The organism is Ruegeria sp. THAF33 (assembly GCF_009363615.1).
In the GTDB taxonomy this organism is placed as follows: domain Bacteria; phylum Pseudomonadota; class Alphaproteobacteria; order Rhodobacterales; family Rhodobacteraceae; genus Ruegeria.
Genome location: NZ_CP045385.1, coordinates 172289 through 188536, shown reverse-complemented (window position 1 = coordinate 188536; position 16248 = coordinate 172289). Strand labels below are relative to the sequence as shown.

The 16248-nt window shown below is 58.8% G+C and carries 15 protein-coding genes; 10 read left to right on the top strand and 5 right to left on the bottom strand.

The annotated features are described in order from the left end of the window. Positions 1 to 2: 2 nt before the first annotated feature. Both FIU92_RS18100 and FIU92_RS18095 read right to left on the bottom strand, forming a co-directional pair. On the bottom strand, positions 3 to 215 hold the full coding sequence (locus FIU92_RS18100) for a hypothetical protein (protein WP_152460119.1): 213 nt from the start codon (positions 213 to 215) through the stop codon (positions 3 to 5). 35 nt (positions 216 to 250) lie between these two features. Then, positions 251 to 1216: an NAD(P)-dependent oxidoreductase gene (locus FIU92_RS18095; RefSeq protein WP_152460118.1), complete on the bottom strand. Its 966-nt coding sequence runs from the start codon at positions 1214 to 1216 to the stop codon at positions 251 to 253. Between the two features lie 132 nt (positions 1217 to 1348). On the opposite strand from FIU92_RS18095, the gene FIU92_RS18090 reads away from it, so the two are divergent. After that, complete coding sequence (locus FIU92_RS18090; protein WP_152460117.1) at positions 1349 to 2224, top strand: LysR family transcriptional regulator; 876 nt, start codon at positions 1349 to 1351, stop codon at positions 2222 to 2224. A 44-nt stretch (positions 2225 to 2268) separates the two neighbouring features. Here FIU92_RS18090 and FIU92_RS18085 read toward each other — a convergent pair whose 3' ends face one another. Then, complete coding sequence (locus tag FIU92_RS18085; RefSeq protein ID WP_216646608.1) at positions 2269 to 3165, bottom strand: LysR family transcriptional regulator; 897 nt, start codon at positions 3163 to 3165, stop codon at positions 2269 to 2271. A gap of 98 nt (positions 3166 to 3263) precedes the next feature. Between FIU92_RS18085 and FIU92_RS18080 the strand changes: the two genes are divergently transcribed. The 4 genes from FIU92_RS18080 to FIU92_RS18065 are packed head-to-tail and all read left to right on the top strand — an operon-like array spanning position 3264 to position 8873. Continuing rightward, on the top strand, positions 3264 to 4439 hold the full coding sequence (locus tag FIU92_RS18080) for a pyridoxal phosphate-dependent aminotransferase (RefSeq protein ID WP_152460115.1): 1176 nt from the start codon (positions 3264 to 3266) through the stop codon (positions 4437 to 4439). Further along, positions 4436 to 5638 carry an acyl-CoA dehydrogenase gene (locus FIU92_RS18075; RefSeq protein WP_152460114.1) on the top strand — a complete coding sequence of 401 codons (1203 nt, stop codon included), beginning with the start codon at positions 4436 to 4438 and terminating at the stop codon, positions 5636 to 5638. The genes FIU92_RS18080 and FIU92_RS18075 overlap by 4 nt, the downstream gene beginning before the upstream one ends. Before the next feature lie 11 nt (positions 5639 to 5649). After that, complete coding sequence (locus FIU92_RS18070) at positions 5650 to 7839, top strand: thiamine pyrophosphate-dependent enzyme (protein WP_152460113.1); 2190 nt, start codon at positions 5650 to 5652, stop codon at positions 7837 to 7839. Beyond that, positions 7836 to 8873, top strand: a complete 1038-nt coding sequence (locus FIU92_RS18065) for an ACP S-malonyltransferase (RefSeq protein ID WP_152460112.1) — start codon at positions 7836 to 7838, stop codon at positions 8871 to 8873. Before FIU92_RS18070 ends, FIU92_RS18065 begins: the two co-directional genes overlap by 4 nt. 98 nt (positions 8874 to 8971) lie before the next feature. Here FIU92_RS18065 and FIU92_RS18060 read toward each other — a convergent pair whose 3' ends face one another. Together FIU92_RS18060 and FIU92_RS18055 are read right to left on the bottom strand one after the other, a co-directional pair. Further along, entirely contained in the window at positions 8972 to 9844 is an 873-nt protein-coding gene (locus tag FIU92_RS18060; protein ID WP_152460111.1) for an amidohydrolase, read from the bottom strand. Then, the gene (locus tag FIU92_RS18055; protein WP_152460624.1) at positions 9841 to 10854 is read right to left on the bottom strand and encodes a nuclear transport factor 2 family protein; all 1014 of its coding nucleotides are present in this window, start codon (positions 10852 to 10854) and stop codon (positions 9841 to 9843) included. The genes FIU92_RS18060 and FIU92_RS18055 overlap by 4 nt, the downstream gene beginning before the upstream one ends. A gap of 152 nt (positions 10855 to 11006) precedes the next feature. Between FIU92_RS18055 and FIU92_RS18050 the strand changes: the two genes are divergently transcribed. The 5 genes from FIU92_RS18050 (at position 11007) to FIU92_RS18030 (ending at position 16243) form a co-directional block, all read left to right on the top strand. After that, positions 11007 to 12053 carry an ABC transporter ATP-binding protein gene (locus FIU92_RS18050; RefSeq protein WP_152460110.1) on the top strand — a complete coding sequence of 349 codons (1047 nt, stop codon included), beginning with the start codon at positions 11007 to 11009 and terminating at the stop codon, positions 12051 to 12053. A gap of 75 nt (positions 12054 to 12128) precedes the next feature. Further along, on the top strand, positions 12129 to 13340 hold the full coding sequence (locus FIU92_RS18045; RefSeq protein ID WP_152460109.1) for an ABC transporter substrate-binding protein: 1212 nt from the start codon (positions 12129 to 12131) through the stop codon (positions 13338 to 13340). A 66-nt stretch (positions 13341 to 13406) separates the two neighbouring features. After that, positions 13407 to 14429, top strand: coding sequence for a carbohydrate ABC transporter permease (locus tag FIU92_RS18040; protein ID WP_152460108.1), 1023 nt, complete (start codon positions 13407 to 13409; stop codon positions 14427 to 14429). A 1-nt stretch (position 14430) separates the two neighbouring features. Continuing rightward, positions 14431 to 15585, top strand: coding sequence for a carbohydrate ABC transporter permease (locus FIU92_RS18035; RefSeq protein ID WP_152460107.1), 1155 nt, complete (start codon positions 14431 to 14433; stop codon positions 15583 to 15585). Positions 15586 to 15712: 127 nt separating this feature from the next. Then, a complete protein-coding gene (locus FIU92_RS18030; protein WP_152460106.1) occupies positions 15713 to 16243 on the top strand; it encodes an ester cyclase in 531 nt (176 codons plus the stop codon). Positions 16244 to 16248 lie beyond the last annotated feature (5 nt).

The following is a 16248-nucleotide window of genomic DNA, read 5'->3' as shown; positions in this document are numbered from 1 at the left end:
ACCTATTCGTGGAACGGGCGGTGGTTATCGAGCGCCTTGTGCAACCTGCCCCGCCCATCCGGTTTCTTGCGGACACCGGCAGCGGAAAGCGAACCGTTCCCCACAGCAACGGCGGCACGAAAAACGGCCAGACGTTTCAGCCGATTTGCTTCAGGCGTGATGCAGGATCCCCCCATGTCAGCGAATGCAACGGCGCAAGAATGATGATCCGCCATGCTGTAGATCCGTTTCCTGCCCGCCGCGCACCGCCCTACTCGGCGGCCTTCAGGTCAGATCCTTGCGGGATCACTTCGTAACCCGGCTCTTCGGGTTCATCGTCCAGCATTTCCGATGGGAACCCCGGCGCGCGGATATCCAGCCCGGTTTTGTCTTCGAGCCGGCGGATGATGTTGGGGGAAAACTCACGAGGGCCGTATTTCTCGATACCGTCCTTGAAAATCTCGATCATCAGCGGATTGATCTCCAGCGGCACCCCGGCGCGATCCGCCACCTCCTGAAACAGGCCGATATCCTTCAACACCAGGTCCATCGTGAACGAGATATCGCGAGATCCGTTTAGGATGACCTGACTTTCGGTTTCATGCACGAAGGATGTTCCCGAACTGATCTTCATTGCCTCATACGCCGTATTCAAATCCATTCCGGCGGCCTTGGCGACGACAAGCGCCTCTGAACAGGTGATCAGGTTTGCAGTGGCCAGATAGTTGGTCAGCACCTTCAGCACCGAAGCAGATCCCAGTTCACCGGTATGAAGGATGCGACGCCCCATCGTGGTCAGAAAGGGCAGAATACGTTCGAACGTGGCGCGATCACATCCGGCAAAAATCGAAATGTTGCCGGTATCCGCTCGATGACACCCGCCCGAGACCGGACAATCGACGGCAGCGCCACCGCGTTCCTTCACCATCGCACCCAGACGCTTGACCTCTGCTTCATCCGTGGTGGACATCTCCATCCAGATTTTGCCCTCGGTCACTTCGGGCAGCATGTCCTCCATCACAGCGTCCGAAGCCGCCGGAGAGGGCAGGCAGGTGATCACCGCATCACAATCCCGCATCAGTTGTGCCGGATTCTCGGCAGCCTTTGCCCCGCGGTCGACGAAACCTGACACCAGGTCAGAGTTCAGATCATGTACGGTCAGATCAACGCCATTGCGCAGCAAACTGCCGCTGAGTTTCCCGCCGACATTTCCAAGGCCGATAAATCCAACTTTCATACCTGCGTTCCCTTTCCGGTGGCCAATCAGAGGACCAGCGCTGTTTTTCCCTGATGAAATCTACGGCCGTTGAATGCAGCATGTAAAACGAATAATTATCGCCAGTATCCATAAATTTTTTTGGTGCTGGAAATGTCAAAATCGCCCAATCTGGTCTGGCTGCGGTCTTTTGACTGTGCCGCACGGCATATGAGCTTTACTGCTGCAGCAGAAGAACTTGGCATCACACAGACGGCCCTGAGCCTGCACGTCCGCTCATTGGAAGCACAGCTGGGCTGCCCTTTGTTCTTTCGTGCCGCGCGCAACCTCAGCCTGACAGAGGTCGGGCAGGCGTATGCGTTTTCAGTTCGGCGCGCCTTGGGCGATATCGACCTGTCGACCGCAAGCCTGTTTGGCTCCTGTCACAAGCACGAGCTGGTCGTGCGTGTGCCGATTTCCACGGCCAGCTTGTTCCTTGCCGGCAGATTGCCCGAGTTTTCACGCGCACACCCGGGTGTATCGATCAGGTTGGTTTCAAATATCTGGGCAGAATCCGCGGGCAGGGAAAACGTCGATGTCGAGCTGCGTTTGGGGAACGGGGAATGGAACGACGGGCCGTTCAGCAAGATCTCGGACGAACGTATCGTACCGGTTGCAGCCGGATCACGAGATCGGAAATGGCCTTCGGCGCAAGAACTGCTGGTCAAACCCCAAATACAGATTTTGGGATTTCAGGACATGTGGCACCGGTATTTTTCCGCTTTCGGCACAAAATATTCTCCTGCGGCGTCTTGCTTCACCGTGGACACGACAATTGCCGCCGTGGACATCGTGGCGGAAGGTGGAGGATACGCGGTAATCCTTGAGCGCTTTGCCAGAACCGCAATCAAGGCCGGAAGGTCCATCGCGATAGTCGGGGACGCCATTCCAATCGAACAGAGCCATTTCCTTGTCGATGGTCAGAGATCAAACGCGAACTCTGCTGCCAAACAGATGTTTGAAACCTGGCTCAAACAGATTTTCGCCTGAGATGTGCCTGCGGGCAGTGAGTTCGATCTTCTGTATTTGACCAGTTACCCGCGTGCCCGCGTCTGCTTGCTGATCCAGTTTGCAAAAAATTGAACGGCTTCGTTCTTCTGACCTGTTGGCGCCGCGATGTAATAGGCGCTGTTCGACGTGTTGGCGATCTGGCCGATTTCGGTCAGAACACCGGACGCCAGCTCTTCTTCAATCAAATACGAGGGCAGAATGGCGGCACCCAAACCGACGACGGCGGCCTCGATCAGCATCGAGAACTGATCGAACCGCATCCCCGGAAAAACCGCTCCCGGATCCAGCCCGAGCTGAGAGTGATAGGTGGACCACAGCTCGGGGCGCGAGGTCAGATGCAAAAGCGGCAGCTCAAAGGTCTGTGCGCGGGTGTCCAGCCTGTGACGTCTCAGCAGCGCGGGTGCTGCCGTGACCACCAGATGCTCGGGGAACAACCTGCGCAATTGCGCGCCCGGCCAATCCTCCTGCCCGAAATGGATGGCCAGATCCATACGTCGTTCTTCAAGGCTGAAAGGCGTCGTGTAAGAGTGCAGATCCAGTTCGATCCCGGGATGGCGCGTTTTGAAATCCGGCAAGCGCGGCACCAGCCACCGTGTCGCAAAGGTGGGCAGGACGGCCAGGGTCAAAAGCGACGCACCGTCTCCGGCTGCAATCGCACGGTTGATCGTACCACTGAGACGTTCAAGATCACCTGCCAGCTCGTCCCGCAAGGCCCGCCCCGCTTTGGAAAGGCGCACTGCGCGTCCAACCCGCCGAAACAGCGTAACGCCAATCGCGGCCTCAAGCTCTCGGACCTGGCGGCTGATCGCGCTTTGCGTCACGCCAAGCTCTTCGGCCGCCATGGTATAGCTTTCATGGCGCGCGGCGGCTTCGAAACTGCGCATAAGAGCCAGCGATGGCAGTGAGTTGATCCGGGGCATGGAACTCATGAGTTTTAGTCACTGAAAAGATACTCATTGGCGTATTTTTCTCAAGTGACTTTGTGGCTAAAACCGAACCTGTTTGCAGAGGAAGGTTCATGGTATTCCAGCGCGCTGACCGGTTGAACGGTATCGAATTGTCGGAAATCGTCCAGATCTCAGAGGCCGCCGCCCGCCTGCGCACCCAAGGGCGTGATATTCTGGCGCTGTCAACCGGCGAACCGGACCTGCCGACGCCGCCCCATGTGGTCGAAGCTGCGCATTCAGCGGCACTGGAGGGCAAAACCAGGTACCCGCCCACTGCGGGTGTGCCTGAACTGCGCACGGAAATTGCCCGACAGGCAGGTGCCGAGATGGCTCAGGTCATCGTATCGACAGGCGCGAAACAGGTGATCGCAAATGCGATGCTGGCCAGCCTTAACCCCGGCGACGAGGTCATCATGCCCGCCCCCTATTGGACCAGCTATTCCGATATTGTCCGGATGGCAGGTGGGGTGCCGGTTGTTCTGCCGTGCCCGATGGAGCAGAGCTTCAAACTGCTGCCTGAACAATTGCAGGCCGCCATCACACCGCGCACGCGCTGGCTGATGCTGAATTCACCCTCGAACCCGTCGGGCGCGATTTACTCGAAGGAAGAACTTGCGGGGCTGGCAAAAGTGCTGGAGCGCCACTCGCAGGTCTGGGTTCTGGCCGATGAGATTTATCGCCATCTCAGCTTTGCACCTTTCACGTCCGCGGCCGAAGCCGCCCCAGCGCTGACCCATCGCATGCTGATCGTCAACGGTGCGGCCAAGGCGTGGTCGATGACCGGATGGCGCATCGGCTGGGGGATCGGACCGTCCGATCTGATAAGCGCCATGGTCGCTGTTCAGGGTCAGGTCACATCGGGGGCATGCTCGATCTCGCAATGGGCGTCGCTGGCCGCCATCACTTGCGACCCCGAGTTGCTGGAGGAGCGTCGCGCGCTCTTTGCCGCGCGCCGCGATCTGGTCGTCGACGGGTTGAACGCAGTACCCGGGCTGCGCTGTTCCACCCCGGACGGGGCGTTTTACGCCTTTCCGTCCTGCACTGGCCTGTTGAAGGAACAAGGCGGACCATTTGACAGCGACGCGGAATTCTGCACGTGGTTGCTGGAAGATGCCGGCGTTGCCCTGGTGCCCGGCCGCGCCTTTGGGATGCCGGGCCATCTTCGCCTGTCATTCGCATATGCTGAAAATACAATTGCAGCGGGCCTTGCGCGTCTGAAAACCGCTGTGGAAAGGAAACTTGCATGAAACCTCAATCCGCCCCGCACCTTGGCCCTTTCACCTGGGACGATCCGTTCCTGTTGGAAGACCAGTTGGCCGAAGACGAACGCATGGTTCGTGACGCTGCGCATGCCTACGCGCAGGACAAGCTGCTGTCTCGGGTAACTGCCGCGTTTGCCAATGAAGAAACCGACCCGGCCATCTTTCGCGAGATGGGTGAGATGGGTTTGCTGGGAACAACCATTCCCGAGGAATACGGCGGTATAGGGTCCAGCTATGTGACCTATGGTCTGGTCGCGCGCGAGGTCGAGCGTGTGGACAGCGGCTATCGTTCGATGATGTCGGTGCAGTCCAGCCTGGTGATGTATCCGATCTACGCTTACGGCACCGAAGAGCAGCGCCAGAAGTACCTGCCCAAACTGGCAACCGGCGAATTTATCGGCTGCTTCGGGCTGACGGAACCCGATGCCGGTTCGGACCCCGGCTCGATGAAGACTGTCGCGAAGAAAACCGAGGGCGGCTATTTGCTGAACGGGTCGAAAATGTGGATCTCGAACGCCCCGATCGCCGATGTGTTCGTCGTTTGGGCTAAATCCGAGGCGCATGGCGGCAAGATCAAGGGCTTTGTTCTGGACAAGGGAACGGCTGGATTGTCGGCGCCCAAGATCGAAGGCAAGCTGTCCTTGCGCGCCTCGATCACCGGTGAGATCGTGATGAACAATGTCGAGGTCGGCGAGGACGCCCTGCTGCCCAATGTCGAAGGTTTGAAAGGCCCGTTCGGCTGTCTGAACCGTGCGCGTTACGGCATTGCCTGGGGGTCGATGGGCGCTGCCGAGGCGTGCTGGCACGCGGCCCGGCAATATGGGCTTGACCGCAAACAGTTCGGCCGTCCACTGGCGCAGACACAACTGTTCCAGCTGAAGCTTGCCAACATGCAGACCGAGATCACGCTGGGCCTGCAAGCCGCGTTGCGCGTGGGTCGCCTGATGGACGAAGCCCGCGCCGCGCCCGAGATGGTCAGCCTGATCAAACGGAACAATTGCGGCAAGGCCCTTGAGATCGCCCGCCATGCCCGCGACATGCATGGTGGCAACGGGATCAGTCAGGACTTCCACGTGATCCGCCACATGGTGAACCTTGAAACCGTCAACACCTATGAAGGCACCCATGATGTGCATGCCCTGATCCTGGGCCGTGCGCAGACAGGTCTGCAAGCCTTCGCCTAAGGACATCTGACATGGATCGCGCCGCAATCGTGCATGACAATTTCCTGCGCCGTGTTGCGGCGCGGGACTTTCCCGAAGGGTCCGCACCGGCCGGGCCGCTGAGCGGTCATGAAGCCGTCGCGCTTTACAGGGCGCAATGCCTGAGCCGCGCGCTGGACCGGCAAAGCCGCGCGATGCAGAAGGCGGGCCAGGGGTTCTATACGATCGGGTCATCCGGGCATGAGGGCATGGCGGCCGTTGCCGCGGCCCTGCGCCCGACCGATCCGGCCTTTCTGCACTACCGCGATGCGGCCTTTCAGATTGCCCGCGCGGATCAGGTGCCGGGCCAAAGCCCGACATGGGATATTCTGCTGTCCTTTGCCTCGTCTTCCGAGGATCCGATCAGTGGCGGGCGTCACAAGGTTCTGGGATCGAAAGCGCTGTGCATTCCACCGCAGACCTCGACCATCGCCAGCCATCTGCCGAAGGCGGTCGGCGCGGCATATGCCGTCGCCGCTGCACGGCGTCATCACCCTGAACATGCAGACATGCCCGAGGATGCCATCGTCTATTGCTCGTTCGGGGATGCCTCGGCCAACCACTCCACCGCACAGGGCGCGTTCAACACGGCGCAGTGGACGTCCTTTCAATCTGTGCCTCTGCCCCTTCTGTTCTGCTGCGAAGACAACGGGATCGGTATCTCGACCAAAACGCCGAAAGGCTGGATCGCGGCCACATTCGCCAACCGTCCGGGCCTGAAGTATTTCTCGTGCGACGGGTTGGATCTGTTCGACACCTATCGCGTTGCGCAACAGGCGGCCGACTATGTGCGCAGCCGCAGGAAACCTGCTTTCCTGCATGTTCGGACTGTTCGCCTGTACGGTCACGCCGGGGCCGATATGCCAACCACCTATATGCCAAAGGCCGAGGTTGAGGCCGAAGAAGCCAACGACCCGCTGCTGCATTCCGTGCGCCTGTTGGATCAGTGCGGCGCGATGAGCCCGGAACAGGCGCTGAGCGTCTACAATGATACCTGCGCCCGGGTCGCCCGCGTGGCCGAACAGGCCATCACGCGCCCTCGCCTGCAAAACGCAAAAGAGGTAATGGCCAGCCTGATCCCGCCGACACGCCCCTGCGCGCCGACCAATGGCCCAACACCCGAGCGTCGGGCCGAGGTGTTCGGCGGCGATCTCAAGGCCCATTCCGAACCGCAGATCATGTCGCGATTGATCAACTGGGCACTGACCGATCTGATGCTGGAACATGGCGAGATCGTCATGATGGGCGAAGATGTCGGGCGCAAGGGCGGCGTTTACGGCGTGACCCAAAAGCTGCAAACACGGTTTGGCCCTGGCCGGATGATCGACACGTTGCTGGACGAACAGTCGATCCTGGGCCTGGCGATCGGCATGGCTCAGAACGGATTCACGCCAATGCCGGAAATCCAGTTTCTGGCCTATCTTCACAACGCCGAGGATCAGCTGCGAGGTGAGGCCGCCACCCTGCCCTTTTTCTCGAATGGTCAATACACCAACCCGTTGGTCGTGCGCATTGCCGGACTGGGGTATCAAAAAGGGTTTGGCGGACATTTCCACAATGACAACTCGGTCGCTGTATTGCGCGACATCCCGGGCCTGATCCTGGCCTGCCCGTCGAACGGTGCCGACGCCGCGCGGATGCTGCGTGAATGCGTGCGCCTCGCGCGTGAAGAACAGCGGCTGGTCGTTTTCCTCGAACCCATCGCCCTATACCCGATGCGGGACCTGCACGAGGCCGGAGACGGCGGCTGGATGCAAACCTATCCCGATCCTTCTGAAAAGATCGGCTTCGGCGAGGTGGGCGTGGATGGTGACGGCGACGATCTGGCCATCGTCACCTTTGGAAATGGCGTCTATCTCAGCCATCAGGCGCGCACGGCCTTGCTGGCCGACGGGATCAAGACACGGATCATCGATATGCGCTGGTTGTCCCCTTTGCCCAAAGCGGCACTGACACAGGCCGTGATCGGGGCCAAACGCATCCTGATCGTCGACGAAACCCGCCACCATGGCGGCGTGGCCGAAGCTCTGATGGCGCATTTTCATGAAACATGCGATGTGCCGCTGGCCCGCGTCACCGCAGAAGACAGCTTTATCGCAACAGGCCCGGCCTATGCTGCGACCATGCCATCGAAGGACAGTATCGAAGCCGCCGCGCGATCCTTGATGGAGGCTGGCACATGAGTTCCGCCAAACAGACTGCCGTCGTCATCTGCCCTGGCCGCGGTACTTACAACAGACCCGAACTGGGTGTCTTGGGCCGGCAATTCAGCGACAAGGCCCTGTTGCGACGCTTTGATGACATGCGGCGCGCGCAGGGGCAAGACACGCTCAGCGAACTGGACGGTGCCGCCCGATATTCCATTGCCAGGCACACGCGCGGCGACAATGCATCTGCTTTGATCTATGCCGCGACTTTGGGCGATTTCCGCGCCATCAATCCTGACAAAATCGAAGTGGTTGCGGTGACGGGAAATTCGATGGGCTGGTATTCGGCGCTGGCCTGCGGCGGTGCGCTGTCCGCCGAAGGAGGGTTCGAGGTGGTCAACACCATGGGCACTCTGATGCAGGAAAACATGATCGGTGGACAATTGATCTATCCTTTCGTGGATGCCGACTGGCATCCTGACCAGGCCCGCAAGGCAGAGCTGCTTGCCTTGGTGGATGACATTGACCGAACCGATGCAACGCTGACCCTGTCGATTGATCTGGGCGGCATGTTGGTGCTTGCAGGTGACGACGCCGGTTTGGCCGCGCTCGAAAAGGCCGTACCGGTGGTTCAGGAACGTTTTCCCATGCGCTTGGCCAACCATGCCGGGTTCCATTCGCATCTTCAGACTCCGGTCTCGGCGCAGGGCCGCACGCGACTGAGCGCTGACCTGTTCCGACAACCGGACCTGCCCCTGATCGACGGGCGTGGCCGGATTTGGTGGCCCGGAGCTTGCGACCCGAATGCACTTTGGGATTACACCCTGGGCCATCAAGTGACCGAAACTTATGATTTCACCCATGCCATCGCACAGGCCGCGCATGAGTTCGCACCGGATCTTTTCGTTGTTACGGGTCCCGGCACCACGCTGGGCGGTGCCGTCGCGCAAAGCCTGATCATGACCAATTGGTCCGGACTGTCGGACAAGTCGACATTTCAGTCTCGCCAAAGAAACAGCCCGATTCTGTGTTCGATGGGCATGGATGATCAAAGGAAACAGGTGACATGAACCTGCGGGCCCGCCGGTCAGCCTCAGAGCCGGCGCGCCGGGATTGCCAAGCCGTTTCAGAAAACCAGTGCAGGAAGTCCGGTTTGTCGTTTCCGTCGCTATTCAATGCGATAGAAACGTTCTGTCGTGCCGCGAAAGACGTCGTCCAGCATCGCCCCCGGGATGAGCGTCTCATGCCGGGAAACGGTTTCCTTGTAGGTCGAGGTAAGGCTGTCGACCGGGAAATTCGACCCGAACATGCAGCGATCGGCGCCAAATTGGGACAGGCAGGTTGAAACGATCGGCGAGACGCTCTCAGCATTCCAATCGTGGTCGAACATTCCCAGGCCGGAGAGTTTGCAAAAGACTTGTGGCAGGTTTGACAAGGCCGTCAATTCATCTGCCCACCGTCGCAACCCTTGCGGAGTCCGGTCATATGGCGACCCTGCGTGGCAAAGAGCGATCCGGGTCTCCGGGGCCTGTGCAAGGATATTCGCGGTTTGACCCATCAGCTCTGGCAGCAGCTGAAGATCAAAGGAAAGACCGCGCGCGCCCAGTTGCTTCAGGCCGGTCAAGAACTTTGGGTCTTCAAGCAACGCGTTCGTGCCAGTTGAGGCGTCTTCACCCGGAGCGCGGCCAATAATCTGACGAACGCCGCGCACCGAAGGCAGGGTTTGAAGACGGTCGAGCTGTGCATCCAGATCATCCGAGGTCAGATCGCAGAATGCCACCTGCACCAACGGCCAGTCAGGGAACTGGTCGGCAACGGATTGTACCCACTGCGCCTCGGCCCAGGGCTCAGCGGCGCCGACCTGAATGTGAACCGAAGCGCCGAACCCCATGGCTTCGGCGTCTGCGCGAAACTCCGGGAGCAAATAGTCCCGCTGGATGGAAGACGGATCGCCGAAAAACCGAACGATACCTTTCTCTGTAAGCCAGGGGTAGTGCACGGCCGAAAGGTCCCACAGGTGGTGATGCGCATCTATCCTCATGATGCTTCAATCCCGGTGGTGCGCGCCAGAATATCCACACCCTGCCCTTTCCAAAAATGCAGCAAGTCGATGAAGATCCAGTTTTCGGCCAGCTTGTCTTCGACGCGGCGATAGATATCGATCACCCTGAATTCGCCGGGTTTTCCGGTGGCTGGCATCCCCATGAAACCCCCTGTGGGCGTGGCAGTAAAATTGGGCCATCCAAAGAAGCCACCGTAATGCCCTTCGGCCAGACGGCAGACGTGATTGGTCTTTGACCGGTCCGTGAAGGCGGCGCGAAACGATCCGGAGTGTTGCCTGGCATAGCGTTCGATCGTGTAGGTCGCGCCAATTCCTTCGGGGCCCCACCAGATCATGTCCTGGTGCCACGTGCGCGCCAACTCTTCTTCCAGCGACAGTCCGCTGTCCCAACGGCCCAGATCCGCGATCATCGCGTTGATGACCGCCAGCGTTTTTTCGCCTTCGTCTGCGGGCTGCTCACCAAGCACCAAACCATCATGGGTCCTTGGTCCGGGCTGAACCAGATGTGCCGCGGTCTGCGGGGGGAACGGATTCTGGCCAGCCTGGACCATCAAGTGCGGGATGTCGAAATACATCGCTGTTTCGACAATTCTGCCACCAGCCACCTTGTAGAACGCGCAATATCGCAGGAACGCCATCTTGCCGGTCGGGCGAATACCCAACCACGGTCGGTCGAACAGCCCCACCAGATGGCCCATGGCGACAACCCAAACGTCGGTTTCTTTCCGCAACGAGTTTTGCCCCGCAAACAGAATATCCACTCGGTTCTGCAAATGAGCAAGGCTGCCCTTCAGCGGCTGCCAGAATTTCCGGGCAACCTGTTCGGCGCCGTTGATTTCGTTGAACGGATGAAAGCCGCGCCACCTCGAATCCGGAGCGCAAAATTGGCTCATCACCTTCGGAGTTTCCGTCACTGCGGCGGATTCCAATGCGGTGTGAAACGCAGAGACTAGTTTTTTTTCTGTCTGAAAGTTCACGGTATTTACCATTGTAGTCATAGTTTTGCGAGCGGCGCGAAGCCAGGTTGAGTCGGATTTCTCCGTTATTTTTGCATACGTATGCAAAAAAGTCTTGCCTGATTTGATACATGCGAATTACAGTTTTGCAAACGTATGCAAAACGATTCCTTGCAGGGGGCACCATGGCGGAAATTCAATTGCGGAACGTCGGCAAGCGATGGGGCTCATTCGTTGGGGTTCACAATTTCGACCTCACGATTGCAGATCGTGAGTTTCTGGTGCTGCTCGGCCCATCAGGCTGCGGCAAGACAACCACAATGCGCATGATCGCCGGCCTTGAAGACGTGACGGAAGGCGAAATCCTTGTCGACGGCAACGTGGTCAATGATCTGGAACCCAAGGACCGTGACGTGGCGATGGTGTTCCAAAGCTACGCTCTGTATCCCAACATGAACGTTTACGAGAACATCCGCTTTCCGCTGAAAGTGCGTGGTATCGACCCGGCAACACACGACGAGAAAGTGCGCCGCGCCAGTGCCATGGTTGAACTGGACGATTTCCTGCATCGCAAGCCAGCCGAGTTGTCGGGTGGACAGAGACAGCGTGTGGCACTAGCACGTGCCATCGTGCGCGAACCCAACGTGTTCCTGATGGACGAGCCGTTGTCCAATCTGGACGCCAAGCTGCGGGTTTCCACACGAGCCCAGATCAAGAACCTGAGCCATGAGCTGGCTGTCACCACCATTTACGTCACCCACGACCAGATCGAGGCCATGACCCTTGCGGACCGCGTCGTCGTGATGAAACAGGGCGTGGTTCAGCAGGTCGGAAGCCCGACCGAAATTTATGACCGTCCCGCGAATACGTTCGTCGCCAGCTTCATCGGTTCACCCGCCATGAATTTGATGGACGGCGAAGTGGCGGGCGGAATATTCCGCGCCGAACATGTCGAAATTGCGGTGGATGCACCGGATGGCCCAATGACACTGGGTTTCAGGGCCGAAGATGCCAGCCTTGCCGATGGCAAAGGTCAGATCACCGCTCCGATCTATACGCTGGAACTGCTGGGCGACGCGACCATGATCTCGGTTCGGGTCGGCGGAGCTCTGGTTTCGGTGAAAGCAGACAAAGCATTCCGCGCCGAGATTGGCGAAACGGTCTCGTTCTCGGTGCCGACGGATATCTGTCACCTCTTCGAAGCTGGAAGCGGTGCGCGGATCGGGGGCTAACCCCACAAACGGCCCGCAAGGGCATAACACCGGTCCGGACGTCGACGACGGACCGATCCTGACAGGGAGAAACCTATGAAACTCAAGACGATCCTCATGGCCGGTGCCATGTCCATCGCCGCCACCGGCGCGTGGGCAGATTGCGCCTTTGAAAACGAAGTGCCGCTAAAATCACTGTCCGCCGGATTTGAAGCGTGGAAAGCCGTCACCGATGCGATGGCAGAATGCGGCAATTTCAGCGCATCGCTGGATCAGGAATTCCGCGAAAAGCAGCCCGAAGCATTTGCTGCAGATCCCGCGCTTTATCAGATCGGCGGTGTTTCAAACGCGACCCTGGTGCCGTTGCTGAACGCAGGCACGATCCGTCCGCTGGATGATCTGGTCGAAAAATACGGCCAGGACCTGCTTCCCAACCAGTTGATCAAGGTTGATGGCAAGACCATGGCCATTGCAATGATGGTGAATGCGCAGCACCTGATGTATCGCGATGATGTTCTGGCTGAACTGGGCATCGAAGAACCAAAAACCTATGATGACGTCCTGGCAGCGGCCGCCAAGATCAAAGAAGCCGGCGTCATGGACTATCCGATCGGGGGAACGTTCAAGACCGGTTGGAACCTCGGCCAGGAGTTCGTCAACATGTACCTTGGCGAAGGCGGCTCGTTCTTTGGCGACGGCAACGTTCCAACGATCAACAACGAGCAGGGCGTCGCTGCGCTGGAAACACTGAAAGCCATGACCGAGTACATGGATCCGGAATATCTGGTTTCCGACTCGACATACGTGCAGCAACAGTTCCAACAGGGCAAGATCGCCATGGCGAACCTTTGGGCCAGCCGTGCAGCCGCCATGAATGATGAGGCCGAAAGCCAGGTCGTCGGCAAAGTCACCATGGCAGCCGCTCCTATGGGTTCGGCAGCGCCGGCAACCACCATCTGGTGGGATGGCATCGTTCTCGCTTCGAACATGAGCGACGAAGAGGCCGACGCCGCATTCCGCGTCGCGCTTGAGGGCATGGACGGCGAAATGGTCAGCGCAAACAATGACGTCGCTGTTTGGCTGAGCCCTGCCTATTCAGCGGGTGCTTTGGCGGCAGGAGCAGCCGCTTCGGCTGAAGCGGGCGCAAAGGCATACCCGGCATCTGGCCCGATGGGCATCATGCACACCGCCTTGGGCAACGGTCTTGCCGACTACCTGACCGGCGCCAAGGATGCTCAGACAACGCTGGCGGATATCGAGGCAGATTACATCACTGCCGCGAAAGAAGCAGGTCTGATCAGCAACTGATCCTCCCGTGGGAGGGCTACGGCCCTCCCGCCCCTTCCCCTCGAGAGTCATGAGAAAGGCAGAGCCATGAATTTCCGGACATTTGCCGCATTTGTCGGCCCCTCTGTCTTTATGATGCTTCTCTTTATCGCGTTTCCTCTGGTCAGCGTGTTCAAGCAGAGTTTTTACGTTACTCAGCCGATCTATGAGACGGTCGAAAAGGAAACCTGCACGCCCGGTTTCCTGACGCAGACCTGCGTGACCGAGATGGTTTCGCAGCCAAAACTTGACGAACATGGCGAGGTCATTACCCAAACCCAATATGTCGGCTTGCAAAGCTATCGCAACGTATTGGAGCCTGAACGCGCATGGCGCGCCATAAGCGACGGCAGTTGGCATGTGCTGTCTACGATCAACTTCTGGAAAGCGCTTCGGTTCACCCTGACCTTCACATTGATCACTCTGCCGCTGGTGGTCGGGTGCGGGCTTGGGATCGCAATACTGATCAACAACGCGGCGCGGTCCATCCGCGGGCCGGTGATCTTTGTGTCCTTGCTGCCCTTCATCATCACACCCGTGATCGGCGTGCTGTCGATCAACTGGCTTTTCCGGGGCGACGGCATCCTGACCGCAATGATGGAATGGTGGCTGAACCGGGACATCGCCCTTTTCGCCCAAGCCTGGACCATCGAAATACTGATGATGCTCTACCGCGTCTGGCACGTGGCACCCTTTGCAGCGATCGTCTTCTACGCCGGGCTGCAAACGGTCAATCAGGACAGTCTTGAAAGTGCCGTGATTGACGGTGCGACCCGTTGGCAGCGCCTGAAATACATCGTCATTCCACACCTGATGCCACTGATCATTTTCGTGTCGATGATCCACCTGATGGACAGCTACCGCGTGTTCGAAGAGATCGTCGGTTTTTCGAGCCAGGGCTACGTCATCTCGCTACAGTGGCTGACCTTCGACTACCTGACGCCGGATCAGGCCGGCAACCGGTCGATCAGCCGGGCGTCCGCCAACTCGATGCTGACCATGATCGGTGTCGTCATCCTGCTTATCCTTCCGCTGCGCCGTACATGGCGCGACCATAAAGGAGGTCACTGACATGTCCTCGCGTGCGCTTCGCCAGCCCTTAAGCCTGCGGTTGACCTCGAACATCTTCCTTGCGCTCTGGTGCCTGATCGCGGCCTTTCCGATCTTCTGGATCGTGGTCATGAGCTTCAAGTCACCCGTCGATGCGTTCGACAGCAACGCGCTGAACGTGATCTTCGGGCCGGCCACGCTGAGCGTCGGAAAGGGCTTGTCGCTGCTGGATATCATTCTGGGCATCGCGGTTATCTGGGGCACGATCTTCGCTGCTACCAAAACACTGCCTTCGATGATAAAGTCCTACACCAAGCCCGGTCAGGAATGGTTCGGCTGGCTGATCGGTGTGCTGTCCTTGCTGGTGGGTTTCCTGCTGGTGTTCTTCGTGGTCCTGCCTGCAATCCTGAACGTGTTGAACCCGCTGTTTGGCCCACTGGGACGGGATGTGCTTGGTCTGACGACCGAGCATTACAAAACCGTCTGGATCGACCGGGGTTTTTCAAACAACTTCAAGAACTCGCTGATCGTAACGACGGGCGTGGTGACAGTGTCGCTGACCGTGGGCACTTTGGCGGGCTACGGTCTGGCGCGGTCAGGATCAACGTTGGCCTTCTGGATCCTGATCGTCGCACTGGTGTTCCGGGCATTGCCGCATTCGGTTCTGGTAGCAGGCTATCTGCCGGTGTTCATCAACTCGGCCGAATGGCTCAGCCCGATCTTGGGTGAAAACGCACCAACCTTGTACGGCAAGCCTTTTGCGGTAATTGCTGTTCTGGTTGCGATCAACCAGCCCTTCACAATCTGGATGCTGCGTTCGTTCTTCCAGAACATCCCGGCCGAGCTGGATGAGGCCGCCCGCGTGGATGGGTGCAGCCACTTTCAGGCCTTCCGCCGTGTCATCATGCCGGTGATGTGGCCAGGCGTGATCACCACAGGACTGTTCAGCTTCTTGCTGGCGTACAACGATTTTCTGGTCACCGCGCTGCTGCTTGATGCGCAGAACCAGACCATGGTTCCCGCCATCGTCGGCATGTTCAATCGCGAGACGACGACAACCGATCAGGTCGTTGCGGTTGCCGCTGCCGTATCGATCACCGCGCCTCTGATCTTCCTCGTGCTGATTTTCCAGCGCCAGATTGTCAGCGGTCTGACAGCCGGGGCGGTGAAAGGCTGATGAGCAAGAACGCCCGACATAACGCCATGTCGCGCCACCCGGCGCTGAACAGGATGCCGAGGGACTTTCTGAGCATTGGGGCCGCACGTCCCAATCCCTCCCTTCGGCAACCTCAAAGGATAGAAAAATGAAAGGTTCCCGTCCCGAACAAGCGGTTCTGACCCGCGACACGGACATGAGCAAGACGGAAGACACGCGCCGCGTGATCGAAACGATGGTTGATGGTCTGAATGATCACCGCATTGATGACATCGGTGAATTCTTCGCCCAAGGTTTTCGCTGGATGGGCAATCAGGGCTGCGGCACCAAGACCGGCCTGCAGGAATTTCAGGATAACTGGCAGCGCCCGTTTCAAGCCGCGTTTTCGGATAAGGTCTGCGTTGACGAAGCGCGCCTTTACATGGGTGAATGGGCCGCCGCCTTCGGCCGCCAGGAAGCCACGCATTCCGGCGAATTTCTGGGCATTGCCCCCACAGGCAAGCGTGTCGAAATCAGGTACATGGACTTCTGGAAAGTGGTCGACGGCAAGATTGTCGACAACTGGGTAAATGTCGACTTTGCCCACGTTGCGGCTCAGCTGGGCGTGGACCTATTCAACAGCGAAGGCTGGGAAGCATTTGACCGCGGCGAGAAGACTCCGCCACGGCCGGAAAACTGAGGATT

What these genes read in the sequence shown, in the direction of transcription:
- FIU92_RS18100 (WP_152460119.1), bottom strand. Translation starts at nt 215, where the DNA reads ATGGCGGATCATCATTCTTGCGCCGTTGCATTCGCTGACATGGGGGGA.
- FIU92_RS18095 (WP_152460118.1), bottom strand. Translation starts at nt 1,216, where the DNA reads ATGAAAGTTGGATTTATCGGCCTTGGAAATGTCGGCGGGAAACTCAGC.
- FIU92_RS18090 (WP_152460117.1), top strand. Translation starts at nt 1,349, where the DNA reads ATGTCAAAATCGCCCAATCTGGTCTGGCTGCGGTCTTTTGACTGTGCC.
- FIU92_RS18085 (WP_216646608.1), bottom strand. Translation starts at nt 3,165, where the DNA reads ATGCCCCGGATCAACTCACTGCCATCGCTGGCTCTTATGCGCAGTTTC.
- FIU92_RS18080 (WP_152460115.1), top strand. Translation starts at nt 3,264, where the DNA reads ATGGTATTCCAGCGCGCTGACCGGTTGAACGGTATCGAATTGTCGGAA.
- FIU92_RS18075 (WP_152460114.1), top strand. Translation starts at nt 4,436, where the DNA reads ATGAAACCTCAATCCGCCCCGCACCTTGGCCCTTTCACCTGGGACGAT.
- FIU92_RS18070 (WP_152460113.1), top strand. Translation starts at nt 5,650, where the DNA reads ATGGATCGCGCCGCAATCGTGCATGACAATTTCCTGCGCCGTGTTGCG.
- FIU92_RS18065 (WP_152460112.1), top strand. Translation starts at nt 7,836, where the DNA reads ATGAGTTCCGCCAAACAGACTGCCGTCGTCATCTGCCCTGGCCGCGGT.
- FIU92_RS18060 (WP_152460111.1), bottom strand. Translation starts at nt 9,844, where the DNA reads ATGAGGATAGATGCGCATCACCACCTGTGGGACCTTTCGGCCGTGCAC.
- FIU92_RS18055 (WP_152460624.1), bottom strand. Translation starts at nt 10,854, where the DNA reads ATGGTAAATACCGTGAACTTTCAGACAGAAAAAAAACTAGTCTCTGCG.
- FIU92_RS18050 (WP_152460110.1), top strand. Translation starts at nt 11,007, where the DNA reads ATGGCGGAAATTCAATTGCGGAACGTCGGCAAGCGATGGGGCTCATTC.
- FIU92_RS18045 (WP_152460109.1), top strand. Translation starts at nt 12,129, where the DNA reads ATGAAACTCAAGACGATCCTCATGGCCGGTGCCATGTCCATCGCCGCC.
- FIU92_RS18040 (WP_152460108.1), top strand. Translation starts at nt 13,407, where the DNA reads ATGAATTTCCGGACATTTGCCGCATTTGTCGGCCCCTCTGTCTTTATG.
- FIU92_RS18035 (WP_152460107.1), top strand. Translation starts at nt 14,431, where the DNA reads ATGTCCTCGCGTGCGCTTCGCCAGCCCTTAAGCCTGCGGTTGACCTCG.
- FIU92_RS18030 (WP_152460106.1), top strand. Translation starts at nt 15,713, where the DNA reads ATGAAAGGTTCCCGTCCCGAACAAGCGGTTCTGACCCGCGACACGGAC.